The sequence below is a fragment of the Streptomyces sp. NPDC050508 genome, assembly GCF_040655155.1.
Lineage (GTDB): Bacteria > Actinomycetota > Actinomycetes > Streptomycetales > Streptomycetaceae > Streptomyces.
The window spans coordinates 89,617-104,751 of sequence record NZ_JBFAJJ010000012.1; the positions used below are offsets into that span (position 1 = coordinate 89,617).

The window sequence follows — 15,135 nt, forward strand, 5'->3', positions numbered from 1 at the left end:
TGTGTCTCCGCAGGCTAGGAGCGGGGTCGGGCTCCTGTGAAAGACCGAATTCCGTAGACTTCATAGATGGCGTCTATGAATGTGGAGCTTCGGCACCTGCGCGCGTTCGTCGCCGTCGCCCGGACGGCGAACTTCACCCGGGCCGCCGAGCAGTTGCACATCGCGCAACCCTCGCTGAGCCACACCATCCGTCAGCTGGAGACGGCGCTCAACATCCGCCTGTTCGCCCGGACCACGCGTTCCACCGCCCTCACCCCGGACGGCGAACGCTTCCTCGTCGAAGCGCAGGCCGTGCTCGACCGCTTCGACGTGGCGATGGAACAGTCCGCGCGGATGGCGAGCGGCGAACTCGGCCGGCTGCGCGTCGGCTACCTGATCGGGGCCGCCGTCGATCATGTGCCCGCGATCCTGCGGGCGTTCGCCGACCAGTACCCCGATGTCACCGTCGAACTCACCGAGTACGACTTCGCCTCCCCCAACGGCGGCCTCGACAGCGGGGAGACGGACGTCGCCCTCGTCCGGCCGCCGCTGGACGGAGTGCCGGACGCGGTGACCACCACCCTGCTCAGCGAGCGGTGCGTGGCCTGCGTCCCCGCACTCCACCCTTTCGCGGCACTGCCTCGGGTGACCGTCGAACAGGTCCTCCCCGAACCCATCGTCGCGGCACCCGGCGACAACGCCTGGCGGGACTACTGGATCCTCGCCTCCTACCGCGACATCCCGGCGAACATCACCCACGAAGCGGCCACCTTCGAGGCCGAGTTGCAGTCCGTGGCCATCGGCCGCGGCCTCTCCGTGGTCCCCGAATCCGTCGCCCGCCTCTACGGCCGGCAGGGCGTCCGCTACGTACCCATCGAGGGCATGGCCGACTGCGAGGTAGCTGTCGTGCACCGCGAGGACGCACCCCGGTCCGCCGCCAATTTCGCCCGGATCGCGGCCCGAGTCACGGCGGACGGAGGCGGCCCGCACCTGCGCGGCTGACCCCGACGCGGTCGGACCTGTCAGAACAGCGCGCTGTACGCGTTCAGCGCGGGCTGTCCGCCGAGGTGGGCGTACAGGACCGTGGAGTTGGCGGCGATCTCACCGCGTGCGACCAGGTCGACCATCCCGGCCATCGACTTGCCCTCGTACACGGGGTCGGTGACCATCCCCTCGGTGCGGGCAGCGAGGCGCATCGCCTCCAGGGTGGTCTCGTCCGGGATGCCGTAGATACCGGCGTGGTAGCGGTCGTCGAGTTCGACGTCGTCGACGGTCAACTCCTGCTTAACGCCGATCAGTTGGCCGGTGCCCTGCGCGATGCGGGCCACCTGCTCGCGGGTCTCGGCGGGCTTCGCCGACGCGTCGATGCCGAGCACGCGGCGCTCGCGCCCACCCGCCTCCTCGATCGCCTTGAACCCGGCGACCATGCCGGCCTGGGTGGAGCCGGTCACCGAGCACACCACCACGGTGTCGAAGAAGACGCCCAACTCCTGCTCCTGCTGAGCGACTTCGTGAGCCCAGTTGGCGAAGCCGAGGCCGCCGAGCGGGTGGTCGGAGGCGCCGGCCGGGATGGCGTACGGCTTGCCGCCGCTCTCCTCGACCTCCCTCAGCGCCTGCTCCCAGCTCTCCTTGAAGCCGATACCGAACCCGGCCTTCACCAGCCGTACGTCCGCTCCGGCGAGGCGGCTGATCAGGATGTTGCCGACCTTGTCGTAGACGGAGTCGGGCCACTCCACCCAACTCTCCTGGATCAGCACGCACTTGAGCCCGGCGCGGGCGGCACAGGCGGCGACCTGGCGGGTGTGGTTCGACTGCACGCCGCCGATCGAGACAAGGGTGTCGCAGCCCTTCGCGAGGGCGTCCGCGACGAGGTACTCCAGCTTGCGGGTCTTGTTGCCGCCGTACGCGACACCGGAGTTGCAGTCCTCGCGCTTGGCCCACAGGGCGGCGCCGCCGAGGTGGGCGGTGAGGCGCTCCAGCGGGTGGACGGGCGAGGGGCCGAAGAGGAGGGGGTAACGGTCGTACGAGGAAAGGGACATGAGGTCTCCAGGGTCAGTCGGCGTCGGCCAGGTCTGCGAGGGTGTGCCAGATGTCGGCCGTGACGCGGACCGCACCGTCCGTGTCACCTGCGGCGCAGGCCTCGATCAGCCGCTCGTGCAGTCCGGCCGAGCGGCATGAGCCGCCCTCGCCGAAGCGTCGTCGCTCCAGTCGGCGGATGAGCGGGGTGTAACGGGCGACGGTGGCGGCGGCGGCGCGATTGCCGCTCACCCGCACCGGCACGTCGTGGAGTTCGTCGTCGGCGCGCAGGGCCGCGTCCACGTCACCGGCGGCCACCGCGGCGGCGAACCGGTCGTTGGCCGCGCGCATCACGTCAACGTCCGTGTCCCGCAAGAGGGGTACGGCGACCCGGGTCACCAACTCGTGCATGGCCCCGACCACGGCGGCGGCGTCCCGCACCTCGGCGGCCACGACCGGCGTCACCCGGGTGTAGCTCTGCGGCTTGCTCTCCAGCAGCCCCTCCTCCACCAGCCGCGAGAACGCCTCCCGCACCGGCGCGCGCGACAGCCCGAGCCGCTCGGCGAGATCGGCGTCCCGCACCACCGCCCCGGGCTCGATCTCACCGGCGACGATGGCGCCGCGGATCGCTTCGTAGGCGCGGTCGCGGAGGAGGGTGCGCGGGACGGGCCGTAGGGCTTCCATGAACCGAATAGTAGAACTGAAATGTTAGATGTCAATGGCTCGCCCATACCCTTGCCCGGACATGGGTGTGGCCCGCACCCATGTGTGGGTGCGGGCCACATGTCTCGCTTCAGGCAGCCCAGGGCCAGTCCGCGTCCCGGGCCGCCTCCAGCAGCGGCACCATCCGGAAGGCCGCGTCCGAAAGACCGCCGAAGGTGTGCCGATTGCCCTTGCCGGACGGGCCGTGGCCTGCCCGGTACCCGGCGAGGTTCCAGGTGTAGACCGGCACGTGGGCCGGGACCTGCTCGGTCGGGTCGCCGTAGTGGCTGTACGTGGCCTGCTCATCGGTGATGATCAGCACCCGGTCCTGCCCCCGGTAGTGCGCGCGGACCGCCGAGGTGGTGTCGGTGCCGCCCAGGTCGCCGAAGCGGCCCAGGATCTTGAGCACCGACTCGCCCGCGCCGAAGTCCAGGCGCTTGCTCGTGGTGCCGAACTCGACGAGGTCCGCGTCCGCCGCCCGCAGCGCGAGCGCCGTGCCGAAGATCGCCGCCGCGTCGGCCCGGTTGAGCTCCGAACGGTCGGACAGCCGCGAGTAGAACATCGAGCCCGAGCGGTCCACGAGCACCAGCGTGCGGCCGGGCAGCGCGGGCACGTTGGCCAGCGAGTGGCCGAGCGCCTGCTCCAGCGGGTACGCCCAGCGCAGCGAGGGCGCGTGCTGGTACGCGGCGAGGTACCGGAAGGGGAACTGCCGCGAGCGCGCGACCTCCGCCGGGTCGCTGATCTTGGCCGCTACCTGGGCCGCGACCTCGTCGGAGACCCCGGCCTCGTCGAAGTTCCGGAGGTTCCGGACGAGCGACATCGAACCCATGGACGGGATGACCGCCTCCCAGGCCGCCTTGTCCATCGGCCCCTGAAGCCAGCCGGCCAGCGCCTCCCACGTCATCCCGGCCGCCGCGAGCCGCTCGGCCCCGTCGGCCGCCGTGACGACCGCGCGCCGCTCCGCGACCGGCAGCGCCATCAGGTCGCGGTGCGCGGTCAGGACACGGTTCGACGCGGGCGGTACGGCGGTGTCCGGGTGGTGCCGGCGGTCCAGCGCGTACTGGAACAGCTCGCCCTGCCACGCCTTGTCCGGGTCCGGCGCCGCGTGCACCAGGTTGAGGATGTCGCCGAAGCGGTAGCCCTTGGACACGGTGTCGTACTTCAGCAGCGACTTGCCGCCGTAAAGGCGTCGTACGGCGTCGGCGACACCGCGCTTGACGGGCTTCGGGATGTTACGGCCGTAGCGCGCGGTCCAGTATGCGAGCAGCTCGCCGGGCTCGTCCGGGCGTCGGAGGACGGAGTCGACGACCTGTCGGTTCGAGGGGCCGTCGGTCGCACCGGCGTCGAGGCGGGCCTTCACGTACTCGGCGGCGCCCACGACGGAGGCCGTACGGAGGTTGCCCTGGCCGCGCAGCCAGCCGAGGAGACCGGCCGTCCAGGCCGGGTCGGTGACGGCAAGCTCGCGCACGAGGGTCGCGAAGCGGTCGTCACGGTCGGCGCCGGTCTCGTAAAAGGTCTGCTGGGAAACGAAGTTGGCGACGGCGAGCAGAAAAAGCTCGGAGCGCGCGTCTCGCTCACTGCCTCGGCCGCCCTGGTAAGTACGGAGCACTCGGCCCGTGGAGGTGACCCGCGAAGTGGGCTGGTTCTTCGCCGCCTTGGTGTTGAATCGCGCCATGGTGAATTCCCCCGAATTCCTTGGTGTTTCGGAGGAAGGCGCAGCGGAAGGTGGATGCCCGAGTTCAGAAAGCGGCGACGGACTTGTCAGATGCTCTACCCAATTGAGCTACACCGACCCGAAGTCGATGACGGGACTCGAACCCGCAACCGTCCGGCCCAATGAAGTAACCGTTGCCTGCGCACCGGGCACCCACCATGAGCTGCGCCTCCCGAGATCAAGAACGGCTGCGGTGTCTTTTTCGATTGCAACGAAGTAACCGCCGCCTGCGCACCGGGAGGTGCGTGCTGTTGTGATCTCAGAGTAGGAGGCACAGCTCTGGAGAGGCCAACCAATTAAATGCGTACGGGAGTTCAGCCGCGCTTCTGCCGCTTCCAGGGGCCGGTGACCGCCAGCATGATCCCCGGAGTCTGGATGTTCGCGTACAGAGTGCGGCCGTCGGGCGAGAAGGTCACACCGGTGAACTCGCTGTACTCCGGCTTCTCTTCCGTGCCGATGTTCAGTTCGTTGCGGGCGATCGGGTACGTGCGCCCGCTGTCGGTCGCGCCGAACAGGTGCTGGACGCCCTCGCCGTCCTCGGCGATGACGAGGCCGCCGTAGGGAGAGACCGTGATGTTGTCGGGGCCGTCGAACGCGCCGTCCACGGACGGGTCGGGGTTGACGCCGAGGAGGACCTTGAGGGTGAGGGTGCGGCGCTTGGGGTCGTAGAACCAGACGGCGCCGTCGTGTTGGACGGGGCTCTCCGTGCGGGCGAACGAGGAGACGATGTACGTGCCGCCGTCACCCCACCACATGCCCTCCAGCTTGCGGGCGCGGGTGACCTCGCCGGTGGCGAACTGCTTGCGGACCGACACCGACTTCGCGTCGCGGTCGGGGACGGTCACCCAGTCGACGCCGTACACCGTGCCGATCTTCGTCGCGCGGGAGAGGTCGTCGATGAACTTGCCGCCGGAGTCGAAGCACTTGAAGGCCTGGAGGACGCCCGCGTCGTCGGCGAGGGTGCGCAGCTTGCCGCGGCCGTGGTGGAAGTGCTGCGGCGGGGTCCAGCGGTAGAGGAGGCCGTTCGGGTTGGACGCGTCCTCGGTCAGGTAGAGGTGGCCGCGCTTGGGGTCGACGACCACGGCCTCGTGGGCGTAACGGCCAAGTGCCTTGATGGGCTTGGGGTTTCGGTTGGCGCGACGGTCCACCGGGTCCACCTCGAAGACGTAACCGTGGTCCTTGGTGAAGCCGTTGGTGCCGGCCTTGTCCTCGGTCTCCTCGCAGGTGAGCCAGGTGTCCCAAGGGGTGTTGCCGCCCGCGCAGTTGGTGGCGGTGCCGGCGATGCCGACCCACTCGGCGACGTGGTCGCGGCGGACCTCGACGACCGTGCAGCCGCCGGCCGCGGCGGGGTCGTAGACGAGGCCCTCGGTGAGCGGGACCGGGTGGGGCCACTGGGCGCGGGGGCCGGCCAGCTCGTGGTTGTTGACGAGGAGGGTGGCGCCGCGCGGGCCGTCGAAGGTGGACGTGCCGTCGTGGTTGGAGGGGGTGAACTCGCCCGACTCCAGCTTGGTCTTGCCGCTGTAGGTGATGACGCGGTACTTGAAGCCGGCGGGGAGGGCGAGGAGGCCGTCCGGGTCGGCGATCAGCGGTCCGTAGCCGACGCCGACGTGGCCGTAGCCGGTCGCCGACTCCTCGGCCGCGGTCTCGGTGTCGGTGTCGGTGGCGGCGAGGGCGTTGGGGGCGGTGGCGAGGGCGCCGACGCTGCCCGCCAGGGCGACCCCGGCACCGGTGATCGCGGATTTTGCTGCGAAGTCTCTACGGGTGAGCGACATGGTGTCTCCTGTGACGGTGGGTGTGCCGTGGAGGGTGGCGGACCTCGGTCGGCGCCACGCTTCCGCCCATGTCTGAACACGAGTTGAACACCGGTCGACTTCTCCGGGCTCTCTTCCATGAATCCGTATGCAATCGGCCATCGATCCGTATGCGATCAGCCACGAATCTGCATGCGGTCACCCATGGGAATCAAAAGCCGCCGCGACGGACTCGCTCAACTCCCTTGCTGGGAGCGCGCCTTGAAGGCCGCCTTCCTGGCTTCCTTCGCGATCCGCTTGTCCGGGTGCAGCCGGCCCATCGCCTCCAGGACGTCCGCGGTCGCCGGGTGGTCCACCCGCCAGGCCGCCGCGAAGAACCCGTTGTGCTGCTGGGCGAGTCCCTCCACGAGGGCCTGTAGCTCCTCGGAGTTGCCCTCGGCGGCGAGTTGGGCGGCCACCGTGTCGACGGTCAGCCAGAACACCAGCTCCTCGGAGGGCGCGGGGACATCGCTCGCGCCGTTCTCGCTCAGCCACACGCGGGCGAGTCCGCCCAGCTCGGGGTCGTCGAGCACTTCGCGCAGCGCGGGCTCGGCCTCCCCGCCGACGAGCGACAGCGCCTGCTGGCAGAGCAGCCGCCGCAGCGGTGCGCCGGCGTCGGTGCCGCGGGCCGCCGCGAGCAACTCCCGTGCGGCGGCGAGGGGTTCGCGGCGGGCCAGCCACTGCTCGGTCTCGGCCCGCGCGGCCCCCTGCGGGAACGTGGACGTCCCGTCGAGCAGCGCGTCCGCGCCCTTGTCCGCGAGGTCTCCCACGGCGGGCGCCACGAAGCCGGCCTCCAGGAGCCGGGCCCGCAGGCCGTAGAGGCCGAGCGGGGTGAGCCGGACCATGCCGTAGCGGGTGACGTCGGTCTCGTCGACGGGCGCGGAGGGTCCGTCCGTCAGCTCGTCGGAGTCAGCCATGAGGGCCTCGTCGACGGGCTGGTACTCGACGATGCCGACCGGTTCGAGGAGCCGGAACTGGTCGTCGAGGCGCATCATCGCGTCGGAGACCTGTTCCAGTACGTCGTTGGTGGGCTCCCCCATGTCGTTCGGCACGATCATCGACGCGGCGAGCGCGGGCAGCGGGACGGGGCCGTCGCCGGGGCCGTCCTCGTTGACGGTCAGGAGGTAGAGGTTGGCGAGGACTCCGTCGAGGAACTCGGCCTCCGCCTCGGGGTCCCAGTCGAGTGACGAGAAATCGACCTCGCCGCCGTCGTCCATGGCATCGACAAGACCGTCCAGATCGGGCACGCTCGCGTCCGCGAGGAGGGTGTCGAGGGCGCCGAGCCACACCGCGAGCACGTCGTGCGGCGAGCCGGAGGTGAGCAGCGCCAGCTCCTCGCCGGCCGCGACGGTGCCCTCCTCGTCGTCGACGATCTCGACGAGCCCGGTGTCCACCGCGACCCGCCAGGCCTCGCTGGCGTCGGCCGCGGCGTCGTCGCCGGTCAGTCCGAGCGCCTCGGCCGCGGTGGGCAGCTGCTCGTCGACAAGGCCGCCACCGGCGTCGATGCGGGTGTCGGGACCCGCCCAGCGGGCGAGCCGCGCCGCCCGGGCGAGCAGGGGTGTGGACAGCGCGTCGCGCGCCAGCTCCGCTTCGGAGTGCAGCCGCACCGGCGGCAAGGGGGAGCTGTCTGACATCGGTGGGTTCTCCTAGGGCGCCTCGATGGCCGTACGACGGCCGTACACGACACACGACTCAGCCGCTCAGCCTAGACGGATTTCGACCCATGCCGCCCGGTTCATGTTCCGGCCACGAGGAGTACATGGCTGAAACCTTGACAACTGGGCTGCGCCGCAATGAGATTGACGCGCGTAGAAATGTCATGGACACCTATTCCAGGTAAGTTCTACGCGCGTCGCCACCGCCCCACCGGTTCGCGGCTCCCACCGCCGTATCACCTGTTCCCGTTCCATCACCCTCGTCCCGGCACTCATGCATGTCCCCGGAGGGATCCCGTTGCCGAGCAAGTCCTCCGCGCGTCTCGCCGCGCTCACCGTCGCCGCCGCCTGTTCCATGGCGTCCGCGATCGTTCTCACCTCGCCCGCGCACGCCGACAGCGTCCGCATCCACGACATCCAGGGCACGACCCGGCTGTCGCCGTACGCCGGCCAGAAGGTCGCCGACGTCCCGGGCATCGTCACGGGCGTACGCACCTACGGCTCGTCCAAGGGGTTCTGGTTCCAGGACGCGACCCCGGACGACAACCCGGCCACCAGTGAGGGCGTCTTCGTCTTCACCAGCTCCGCGCCGAAGGTCGCCGTCGGCGACGCGGTCACCGTCTCCGGCACGGTCTCCGAGTACGTCCCGGGCGGTGCCTCGACGGGCAACCAGTCGCTGACCGAGATCACCAAGCCGACGGTCACCGTCGTCTCCAGCGGCAACGCCGTACCGGCCGCCACGGTGATCAGCGACAGGTCCGTGCCGAGCAAGTACACGCAGGCCGGCGACACCGCCGCGAGCGGTTCGATCAACGCGCTGACCCTGGAGCCGACGAAGTACGCCCTGGACTACTACGAGTCCCTTGAGGGCATGAACGTCCAGGTCTCCGACGCGCGCGTGGTCACCGCGACCGACCCGTACTCCGAGCTGTGGGTCACGGTGAAGCCGCACCAGAACGCCAGCAAGCGCGGCGGCACGGTCTACGGCTCCTACGACTCGCAGAACGGCGGGCGCCTGCAGATCCAGTCCCTGGGCGCGACGGCGGACTTCCCGGTCGTCAACGTCGGCGACAAGCTCACCGGCACCACGGCCGGTCCGCTGGACTTCAACCAGTACGGCGGCTACACCCTCGTCGCGAACGAGATCGGCACCGTGAAGAGCGGCGGCCTCCAGCGCGAGACCACGCAGAAGCAGTCGCGGAACCAGCTCGCGGTGGCGACGTACAACGTCGAGAACCTCGACCCGTCGGACGGCACCTTCGCCGCGCACGCCGCCGCGATCGTGAACAACCTGCAGTCCCCCGACATCGTGTCCCTGGAGGAGATCCAGGACAACAACGGTGCCACGGACGACGGTACGGTCGACGCGAGCGTCACGGTGAACAAGCTGATCGACGCGATCGTCGCGGCGGGCGGCCCGAAGTACGACTGGCGCTCGATCAACCCGGTCAACGACCAGGACGGCGGCGAGCCCGGCGGCAACATCCGCCAGGTGTTCCTGTTCAACCCGGAGCGGGTCTCCTTCACCGACCGCGCGGGCGGCGACTCCACCACCGCCGTCGGTGTCACCAAGGTGCACGGCAAGGCCCAACTGACCGTCTCCCCCGGCCGGATCGACCCGGCCAACGCGGCCTGGAGCGCGAGCCGCAAGCCGCTCGCGGGCGAGTTCGTGTTCAAGGGCAAGACGGTCTTCGTGATCGCCAACCACCTGATCTCCAAGGGCGGCGACCAGCCCCTGACCGCGCAGTACCAGCCGGTCACCCGCAGCTCCGAGACCCAGCGCCACGCGCAGGCGACGGCGGTCAACGCCTTCGTCAACGAGATCCTCGCCGCGCAGAAGAACGCGGACGTGATCACGCTCGGCGACATGAACGACTTCGAGTTCTCCGACACCGCGAAGATCCTCGAAGGCGACGGCGAGCTGTACTCGGCGATCAAGTCCCTGCCGAGGAACGAGCGTTACACGTACGACTACCAGGGCAACCAGCAGGTCCTGGACCAGATCCTGATCAGCCCGTCGATCCGCAAGGACTGCTTCGAGTACGACAGCGTCCACATCAACTCGGAGTTCAACGACCAGATCAGCGACCACGACCCGCAGGTGCTGCGCTTCCAGCCGTAGCACCTACGGGGAGCCACGGGGGGCTCACGGGGGGGGGTGGACGGGGTCTCGCCGACTTGCACCAGGTCAGGCGAAGGCCCCGTCCAGCCAGTTCTGCCAGGCGAGTTCGTTCGTCTCGGCGTCGGCGTCCGCGGCGAAGTCGTGGACGCTGATGCCGACCGGGGCACCCCAGTGGTTGCGCCCGAAGAAACGGATCAACGCACCGTCCGTGCGCAGCCCGATGAAGTACGGACTGCGGAAGTCGAGTACGGCGTCCAGGAGTTGGCCCTCGGGCCCGCGCGCCTGCACCCGTGCCCCCTCGGCGGTGTCGTCCGCGAGGCCGAGCGCGCGGGCCGCAACTTCCAGCGCGTCAGGGGCAGTTGAGGCATCGGGCCCGTTGAGTGTCGCGAAGGCGACCGGCCGACCGGCGAAGTGGGTCACGTACTCCCGCAGGGTGTGCAGATAGAACGCGTTGTGCTTGCTCGCGCCGTCGTACTGGTTGTCCCAGTCGTCGGTGAAGATCCCGCTGTGCACATACCGCACCCATGCCCGCCGACCATCGTCACGGGGCTCGATGGTCTCGTCGATCTGGTTGAGGCTCTGGATCGGGAAGCCGACGTCCTCGGTGCGGGCGGTGAGCCGGTGCGGCGGGTCGAAGTTCGTGAGCGTGGACCCGAAGGGCCCGACCCGCTTCTCCGCGTCGAACTCCATCGGCCACAGCCACCCGCCCGTACCGGACGTGATGGCGTCCCACACCTCCCCCGGCGTGGCGTCGACCTCAAACTCGTAGACGATCTCGAATTCCTTGGACATGGCTGACTCCTGAGTACTACTGGTTCTACTGGTCCAGTTCTGGGGTGGGTGGCGTCTTGACCGTGGGGTGGACGGCCACGACGATCCGGTGGTCACGGCCCTCCTCCGCGTCACCCGCGTCGTACTTGCGGATGAGCGCGCTCACCCCGGCGGTCAGCTCCTGGATGAACGCGGCCCGGTCGGCGGCGGACGCGAAACGCACCTCGCCGTCCAGGGCGTACGTCGCGAGCCGCTTGTGGGCCTTGGCCGCACCGGTGATGAGCATCCCGACGTCCCGCACCAGCCGGGCACCGAGCGCCAGCAGCCAGCGCGCGGAGAGCTGGTCGCGGAAACGGTCCGGGTCCGGCTGTACGGCGGCGAGCGCGAGCGGCGAGATGACGTACGACGCGGCGGTCGCCCGCATCAGCCGCTCGGTGACGTTGCCCTTGCGCCGCTCCCCGGCCAGCTCGACCAGGCCGTGCCGCTCCAGCGCCTTGAGGTGGTAGTTCACCTTCTGCCGGGGCAGTCCGACCTTGCCGGCCAGCATGGTGGCCGACGCGGGCCCGGCCGCCAGCTCGGCGAGCAGCCGGGCCCTTATGGGGTCCAGCGAGACGGCTGCGGCCTCGGGGTCCTCGATCACGGTGACGTCCAGCATGCGTCCACCGTCTCACCGAACACTTTTTTTGTCCAGGCGGGTGGGATTGTCGGTGGGATCCGCCGATATTCGCTTGCTCGCTTGCGGACCATCATCATGCGGGTGGACGTCGCCCGACGACTGACGAAGGCAGAGAACATGACCACGCAGACCCACCCCGTCGACCACGAACTCGTCCAGGCCGCGGCGCACGTCGCGCGCACTCGCTGCCGCGGCGACAACCACACCATGGCGGCCGCGGCCCGCGCCAGGGACGGCCGGATCGTCACGGCGGTGAACGCCTACCACTTCACGGGAGGCCCCTGCGCCGAGCTGGTCGTCATCGGCGCGGCAGCCGCTCAGGGCGCCTACGAGCTGGACACGATGGTCGCCGTGGGCGACCGCGACCGCGGGGTCGTTCCCCCGTGCGGCCGGTGCCGGCAGGTCCTTCTCGACTACTTTCCCGCCCTCAAGGTCATCGTCGGCGAAGGCGACCGCGTCCGGACCGTCCCTGTCACCGACTTGCTGCCCGAAAGCTACGTCTGGGCCGACCACCAGCTCGACGCCGAGTAGACCGCGCCACTCAGCACGAGCCGGCACCATCGGCCGACCACAGGGCGGACGTCGCTTGCTGCGGCACTAGGGCCTGTCACCACCGCCCCCACCCCCTTCCAGGCGCGCCAACCGACTCTGGAACCAGTCCAGCCGAGCCTGCAACAGGGCTGCTTCCGCGACGAGTTCGGGCACACCGAGCCCCTCGGGGAGTCCGGGGTCGACGGTGAGCGTCTCCGCGCCGCTCCCGGCCACCACCCGCAGTCCGTCCCCGGCCAGCCGGGCGAACGCGGCGAGCGAGACGGACGTACGGCCACGGACGCAGCCCGCGCACGCGGCGGCCAGGGCGCGCCAACCGGGCCTGCCCCAGCCGGCGTCGGCCAGCGCGACGGCTCGGGCACCGCAGGTGCAGGGGCCGACGGTGGCGGTGCGGACGCGCTGGCGGGCGTAGCGGAAGCCGAGTTCGAAGCGGATGTAGGAGCCGAGGACGGTGATGTCGAGGAGGACCGCCGCGCGGTGCTCGGCGGTGCACAACAGGGCTTCCGCCGCCGCCCGTTCGTGCACACAGTGGAAGCCGCAGTCGCAGAGTCGCGCGGGCGAACGGTGGCGGCGGCCGTACACGCAGGACGCGTCGGCCACGACTCCGTACGGCAGCGCGCCGCCCAGCGACACACCGGTGAACCCGGCCCGGGTGCCGTCCTGGGACAGCACCGGGTGGGCGATCTTGAATCCGGTCGGCGGCTCCGTCGGGCGTTCCTCGGGGAGCCGCAGCCTCATCGGGCGGCCGGGACCTCTTCGGGCGCCTTCTCCTCCACCAACTCCGCCGCCCTCTCGGGGAGTTCGAGTGTTTCGTCGTGGATCTGCGGCCGTTCTTCGGCGACTCCGGTGGCCAGTGCCTTGCCGAGCTTCATGACGCCTCCCGTGACCAGGGGTGGACCGACTTGCCACGCCTGTGACCTTCCTGGCCATGGTGACCCATGAAGGGGCCAATTGGACATAGGGCCTTGGTGCGTGACCTCTGATCCTGGCCGCCGGTCCCGGCGGCTGGTAAGGACCGCCCCGGAAGCAGAGGCTCCCGTACGGCCGTGGGCGGTCGCCGTGTTCGTGGGCGGCGTCCGAGCGGTCGGCGGGGGCCGTGCGCTCGGCCAGGGCCCGCAGCGTCTTCAGGCCGGCCAGGATCTCGGCGCGGTGTTCGGAGGTCTTCATCCAGGCCGGCAGCCGCGCGGACATCGCCCTCGTCGGCGACAGCCCGCCCCGCTCGCGCAACTGCGCGCCGACATAGGCCGCGAGGGCATCGACATGCTCCTAGTAGAAGGGGTCATCGGTGCCGCCCGGTGCCACACCGATCAGGGCGTTGTCCCGCATCGCGGCTGCCCGGTCGGCGACGGCCCCGCACCCGGCGCGCACGCCAACCGGCGTGGCTGGTAGAGGAGCTCCGTGGCGTACCGGGGCGCGGGCAGACCACCAGCACGCGGTCGGTGAACCGGGCCGGCGGGACGCCGTCGTCGCGGTGCCGTGCGGGATCCCCGGTGGTGTCCTTACCGGTCACACCGCCCCCAACGCCTTGGCGACCACGTCCCTGACCTCTTCCTCGGAGGGCGCGGACCGGCCCTGTCGCGCCGCCAGTCGGGCGAGCGATGTCATCGTCACGTCGGGCAGGCCGCAGGCGGTGAATCCGGCGAACTCCCCAAGATCCGACGTGATGTTGAGGGCGAAGCCGTGGCTGGTCACGCCGCCCCGGATGCGCATGCCGATCGAGGCGAGCTTCGCGCCGTCCGGTGTCCACACGCCGACCAGGGACTGGGCGCCGGGCGGGGTGTCCCGTCGTAGCGTCTCGAAACCGAGGGTGGCGCAGGCGTCGATCAGGGCGTTCTCGACCCAGCGCACGATGTCGCCGGGGCCGCGCTCGCGGAGGTTGAGGACCAGGTAGCCGATCAGCTGGCCGGGGCCGTGGTAGGTGGCCTGTCCGCCGCGGTCGACCGGGACCAGGGGGATCGCTGAGTCGGCGGGGAGTTCGGTGGGCGGGGTGCGGGAGCCGTAGGTGATGACGGGCGGGTGGCTGAGCAGGGCGAGGCGGTCGCGGATCTCGCCGGCGCGGCGCTGTCCGACCCAGCCGGTCATCCGCTCGACGGCCTCCTCGTACGGCACCTCGCCGAGGTCGATCCGCTCGATGTCGCTCCCGCTGTCCACGGCACTCCCACCAGCCACCATCGCGCAGTATCCCTTACCGATATCCCGTAGAAGAATTAAGTGGAGCTTCACTGTTGCTCTGCCGAGACTACTCCCATGACGAACACCGCCACCTCCGCACCACCGCCCTTCGGTCGCGCCCTGTGCGCCATGGTCACCCCCTTCACCGAGGCGGGCACGCTCGACCTCGACGGCGCCCAACTCCTCGCCGAACGGCTGGTGTCGGAGGGCTGCGACGGGCTCGTGCTGTCCGGGACGACCGGCGAGTCGCCGACCACGACGGACGCGGAGAAGTCGGCGCTCATCGCGGCCGTCCGCGAGGCGGTGGGCGACCGCGCGTCGCTCGTCTCGGGCGTGGGCACCTTCGACACCCGGCACACCGTGGAACTCGCCCTGCAGGCCGAAAAGGCGGGCGCGGACGGGGTGTTGGTGGTCTCGCCGTACTACAGCAAGCCCCCGCAGGACGCCCTGGAAGCCCACTTCCGCGAGGTCGCCGACGCCTCGGGACTGCCCCTCGCGCTCTACGACATCCCCGGCCGCACCGGCACCCGCATCGAACCGGAGACCATGATCCGGCTCGCCGAGCACCCCCGGATCGTCGCGGTCAAGGACTGCTCCTACGACTTCCTCGGCACCCAAAAGGTGCTGGACCGCACCGACTTGGCGTACTACGCGGGCTGCGACGAGCACATTCTCGCGCTGTACGCGGTGGGCGGGACGGGGTACGTGAGCACGGTCGCGAACGTCGTGCCCGGCCAACTCCGGGCGATCCTGGACGCGTTCGAGGCGGGCGACACCCCCGTGTCCGCCCGCCTCCAGCAACGCGCCACACCGCTCATCGAGTTGATGATGTCGGCGGGACTGCCCGGCACCGTCACCGTCAAGGCTCTCCTCAACGAACTCGGCCTGCCCGCGGGCCCGGTCCGCTCACCGCTGCGGCCCGCCGGCCGCGAGGCGGTCGGCGGACTGCTGGCGGCGTACGAGGAGTTCGTGGCCGGCTGACCCGGGCT

General features: G+C 70.4%; 14 protein-coding genes. 4 read left to right on the forward strand and 10 right to left on the reverse strand.

Features of this window, described 5'->3' with window-relative positions; all coding sequences use genetic code 11:
• Nucleotides 1-66 precede the first annotated feature (66 nt).
• The gene (locus tag AB0I69_RS30880) at nucleotides 67-981 is read left to right on the forward strand and encodes a LysR family transcriptional regulator (protein WP_363099013.1); all 915 of its coding nucleotides are present in this window, start codon (nucleotides 67-69) and stop codon (nucleotides 979-981) included.
• Nucleotides 982-1,001: 20 nt separating this feature from the next.
• Here the strand turns inward: AB0I69_RS30880 and AB0I69_RS30885 are convergent, their stop codons facing one another.
• From AB0I69_RS30885 to AB0I69_RS30905, 5 genes are all read right to left on the reverse strand, one after another.
• The gene (locus AB0I69_RS30885) at nucleotides 1,002-2,018 is read right to left on the reverse strand and encodes a 1-aminocyclopropane-1-carboxylate deaminase (protein ID WP_363099014.1); all 1,017 of its coding nucleotides are present in this window, start codon (nucleotides 2,016-2,018) and stop codon (nucleotides 1,002-1,004) included.
• A gap of 13 nt (nucleotides 2,019-2,031) precedes the next feature.
• Nucleotides 2,032-2,679, reverse strand: coding sequence for a GntR family transcriptional regulator (locus AB0I69_RS30890; protein ID WP_363099015.1), 648 nt, complete (start codon nucleotides 2,677-2,679; stop codon nucleotides 2,032-2,034).
• Nucleotides 2,680-2,788: 109 nt separating this feature from the next.
• Entirely contained in the window at nucleotides 2,789-4,372 is a 1,584-nt protein-coding gene (locus AB0I69_RS30895; protein ID WP_363099016.1) for a TROVE domain-containing protein, read from the reverse strand.
• Nucleotides 4,373-4,725: 353 nt separating this feature from the next.
• Nucleotides 4,726-6,183 (reverse strand): alkaline phosphatase PhoX, encoded by a 1,458-nt coding sequence (locus AB0I69_RS30900; RefSeq protein WP_363099017.1) that lies wholly within the window; start codon nucleotides 6,181-6,183, stop codon nucleotides 4,726-4,728.
• A 215-nt stretch (nucleotides 6,184-6,398) separates the two neighbouring features.
• Complete coding sequence (locus AB0I69_RS30905) at nucleotides 6,399-7,835, reverse strand: hypothetical protein (protein ID WP_363099018.1); 1,437 nt, start codon at nucleotides 7,833-7,835, stop codon at nucleotides 6,399-6,401.
• Between the two features lie 319 nt (nucleotides 7,836-8,154).
• On the opposite strand from AB0I69_RS30905, the gene AB0I69_RS30910 reads away from it, so the two are divergent.
• Entirely contained in the window at nucleotides 8,155-9,978 is a 1,824-nt protein-coding gene (locus tag AB0I69_RS30910; protein WP_363099019.1) for an endonuclease/exonuclease/phosphatase family protein, read from the forward strand.
• A gap of 66 nt (nucleotides 9,979-10,044) precedes the next feature.
• On the opposite strand, the gene AB0I69_RS30915 is transcribed toward AB0I69_RS30910, so the two are convergent.
• Together AB0I69_RS30915 and AB0I69_RS30920 are read right to left on the reverse strand one after the other, a co-directional pair.
• On the reverse strand, nucleotides 10,045-10,770 hold the full coding sequence (locus AB0I69_RS30915; protein ID WP_363099020.1) for an SRPBCC domain-containing protein: 726 nt from the start codon (nucleotides 10,768-10,770) through the stop codon (nucleotides 10,045-10,047).
• A 25-nt stretch (nucleotides 10,771-10,795) separates the two neighbouring features.
• A complete protein-coding gene (locus tag AB0I69_RS30920) occupies nucleotides 10,796-11,404 on the reverse strand; it encodes a winged helix-turn-helix domain-containing protein (RefSeq protein ID WP_363099021.1) in 609 nt (202 codons plus the stop codon).
• A 138-nt stretch (nucleotides 11,405-11,542) separates the two neighbouring features.
• On the opposite strand from AB0I69_RS30920, the gene AB0I69_RS30925 reads away from it, so the two are divergent.
• Nucleotides 11,543-11,956 (forward strand): cytidine deaminase, encoded by a 414-nt coding sequence (locus AB0I69_RS30925; protein ID WP_363099216.1) that lies wholly within the window; start codon nucleotides 11,543-11,545, stop codon nucleotides 11,954-11,956.
• A 66-nt stretch (nucleotides 11,957-12,022) separates the two neighbouring features.
• Here AB0I69_RS30925 and AB0I69_RS30930 read toward each other — a convergent pair whose 3' ends face one another.
• From AB0I69_RS30930 to lipB, 3 genes are all read right to left on the reverse strand, one after another.
• Nucleotides 12,023-12,712, reverse strand: coding sequence for a hypothetical protein (locus AB0I69_RS30930; RefSeq protein WP_363099022.1), 690 nt, complete (start codon nucleotides 12,710-12,712; stop codon nucleotides 12,023-12,025).
• Complete coding sequence (locus AB0I69_RS30935) at nucleotides 12,709-12,846, reverse strand: hypothetical protein (RefSeq protein ID WP_363099023.1); 138 nt, start codon at nucleotides 12,844-12,846, stop codon at nucleotides 12,709-12,711. The genes AB0I69_RS30930 and AB0I69_RS30935 overlap by 4 nt, the downstream gene beginning before the upstream one ends.
• 634 nt (nucleotides 12,847-13,480) lie before the next feature.
• On the reverse strand, nucleotides 13,481-14,125 hold the full coding sequence (lipB, locus tag AB0I69_RS30940) for a lipoyl(octanoyl) transferase LipB (RefSeq protein WP_363099024.1): 645 nt from the start codon (nucleotides 14,123-14,125) through the stop codon (nucleotides 13,481-13,483).
• A 96-nt stretch (nucleotides 14,126-14,221) separates the two neighbouring features.
• Here lipB and dapA point away from each other — a divergent pair, with 96 nt between their 5' ends.
• Complete coding sequence (gene dapA / locus AB0I69_RS30945) at nucleotides 14,222-15,127, forward strand: 4-hydroxy-tetrahydrodipicolinate synthase (RefSeq protein ID WP_363099025.1); 906 nt, start codon at nucleotides 14,222-14,224, stop codon at nucleotides 15,125-15,127.
• Nucleotides 15,128-15,135 lie beyond the last annotated feature (8 nt).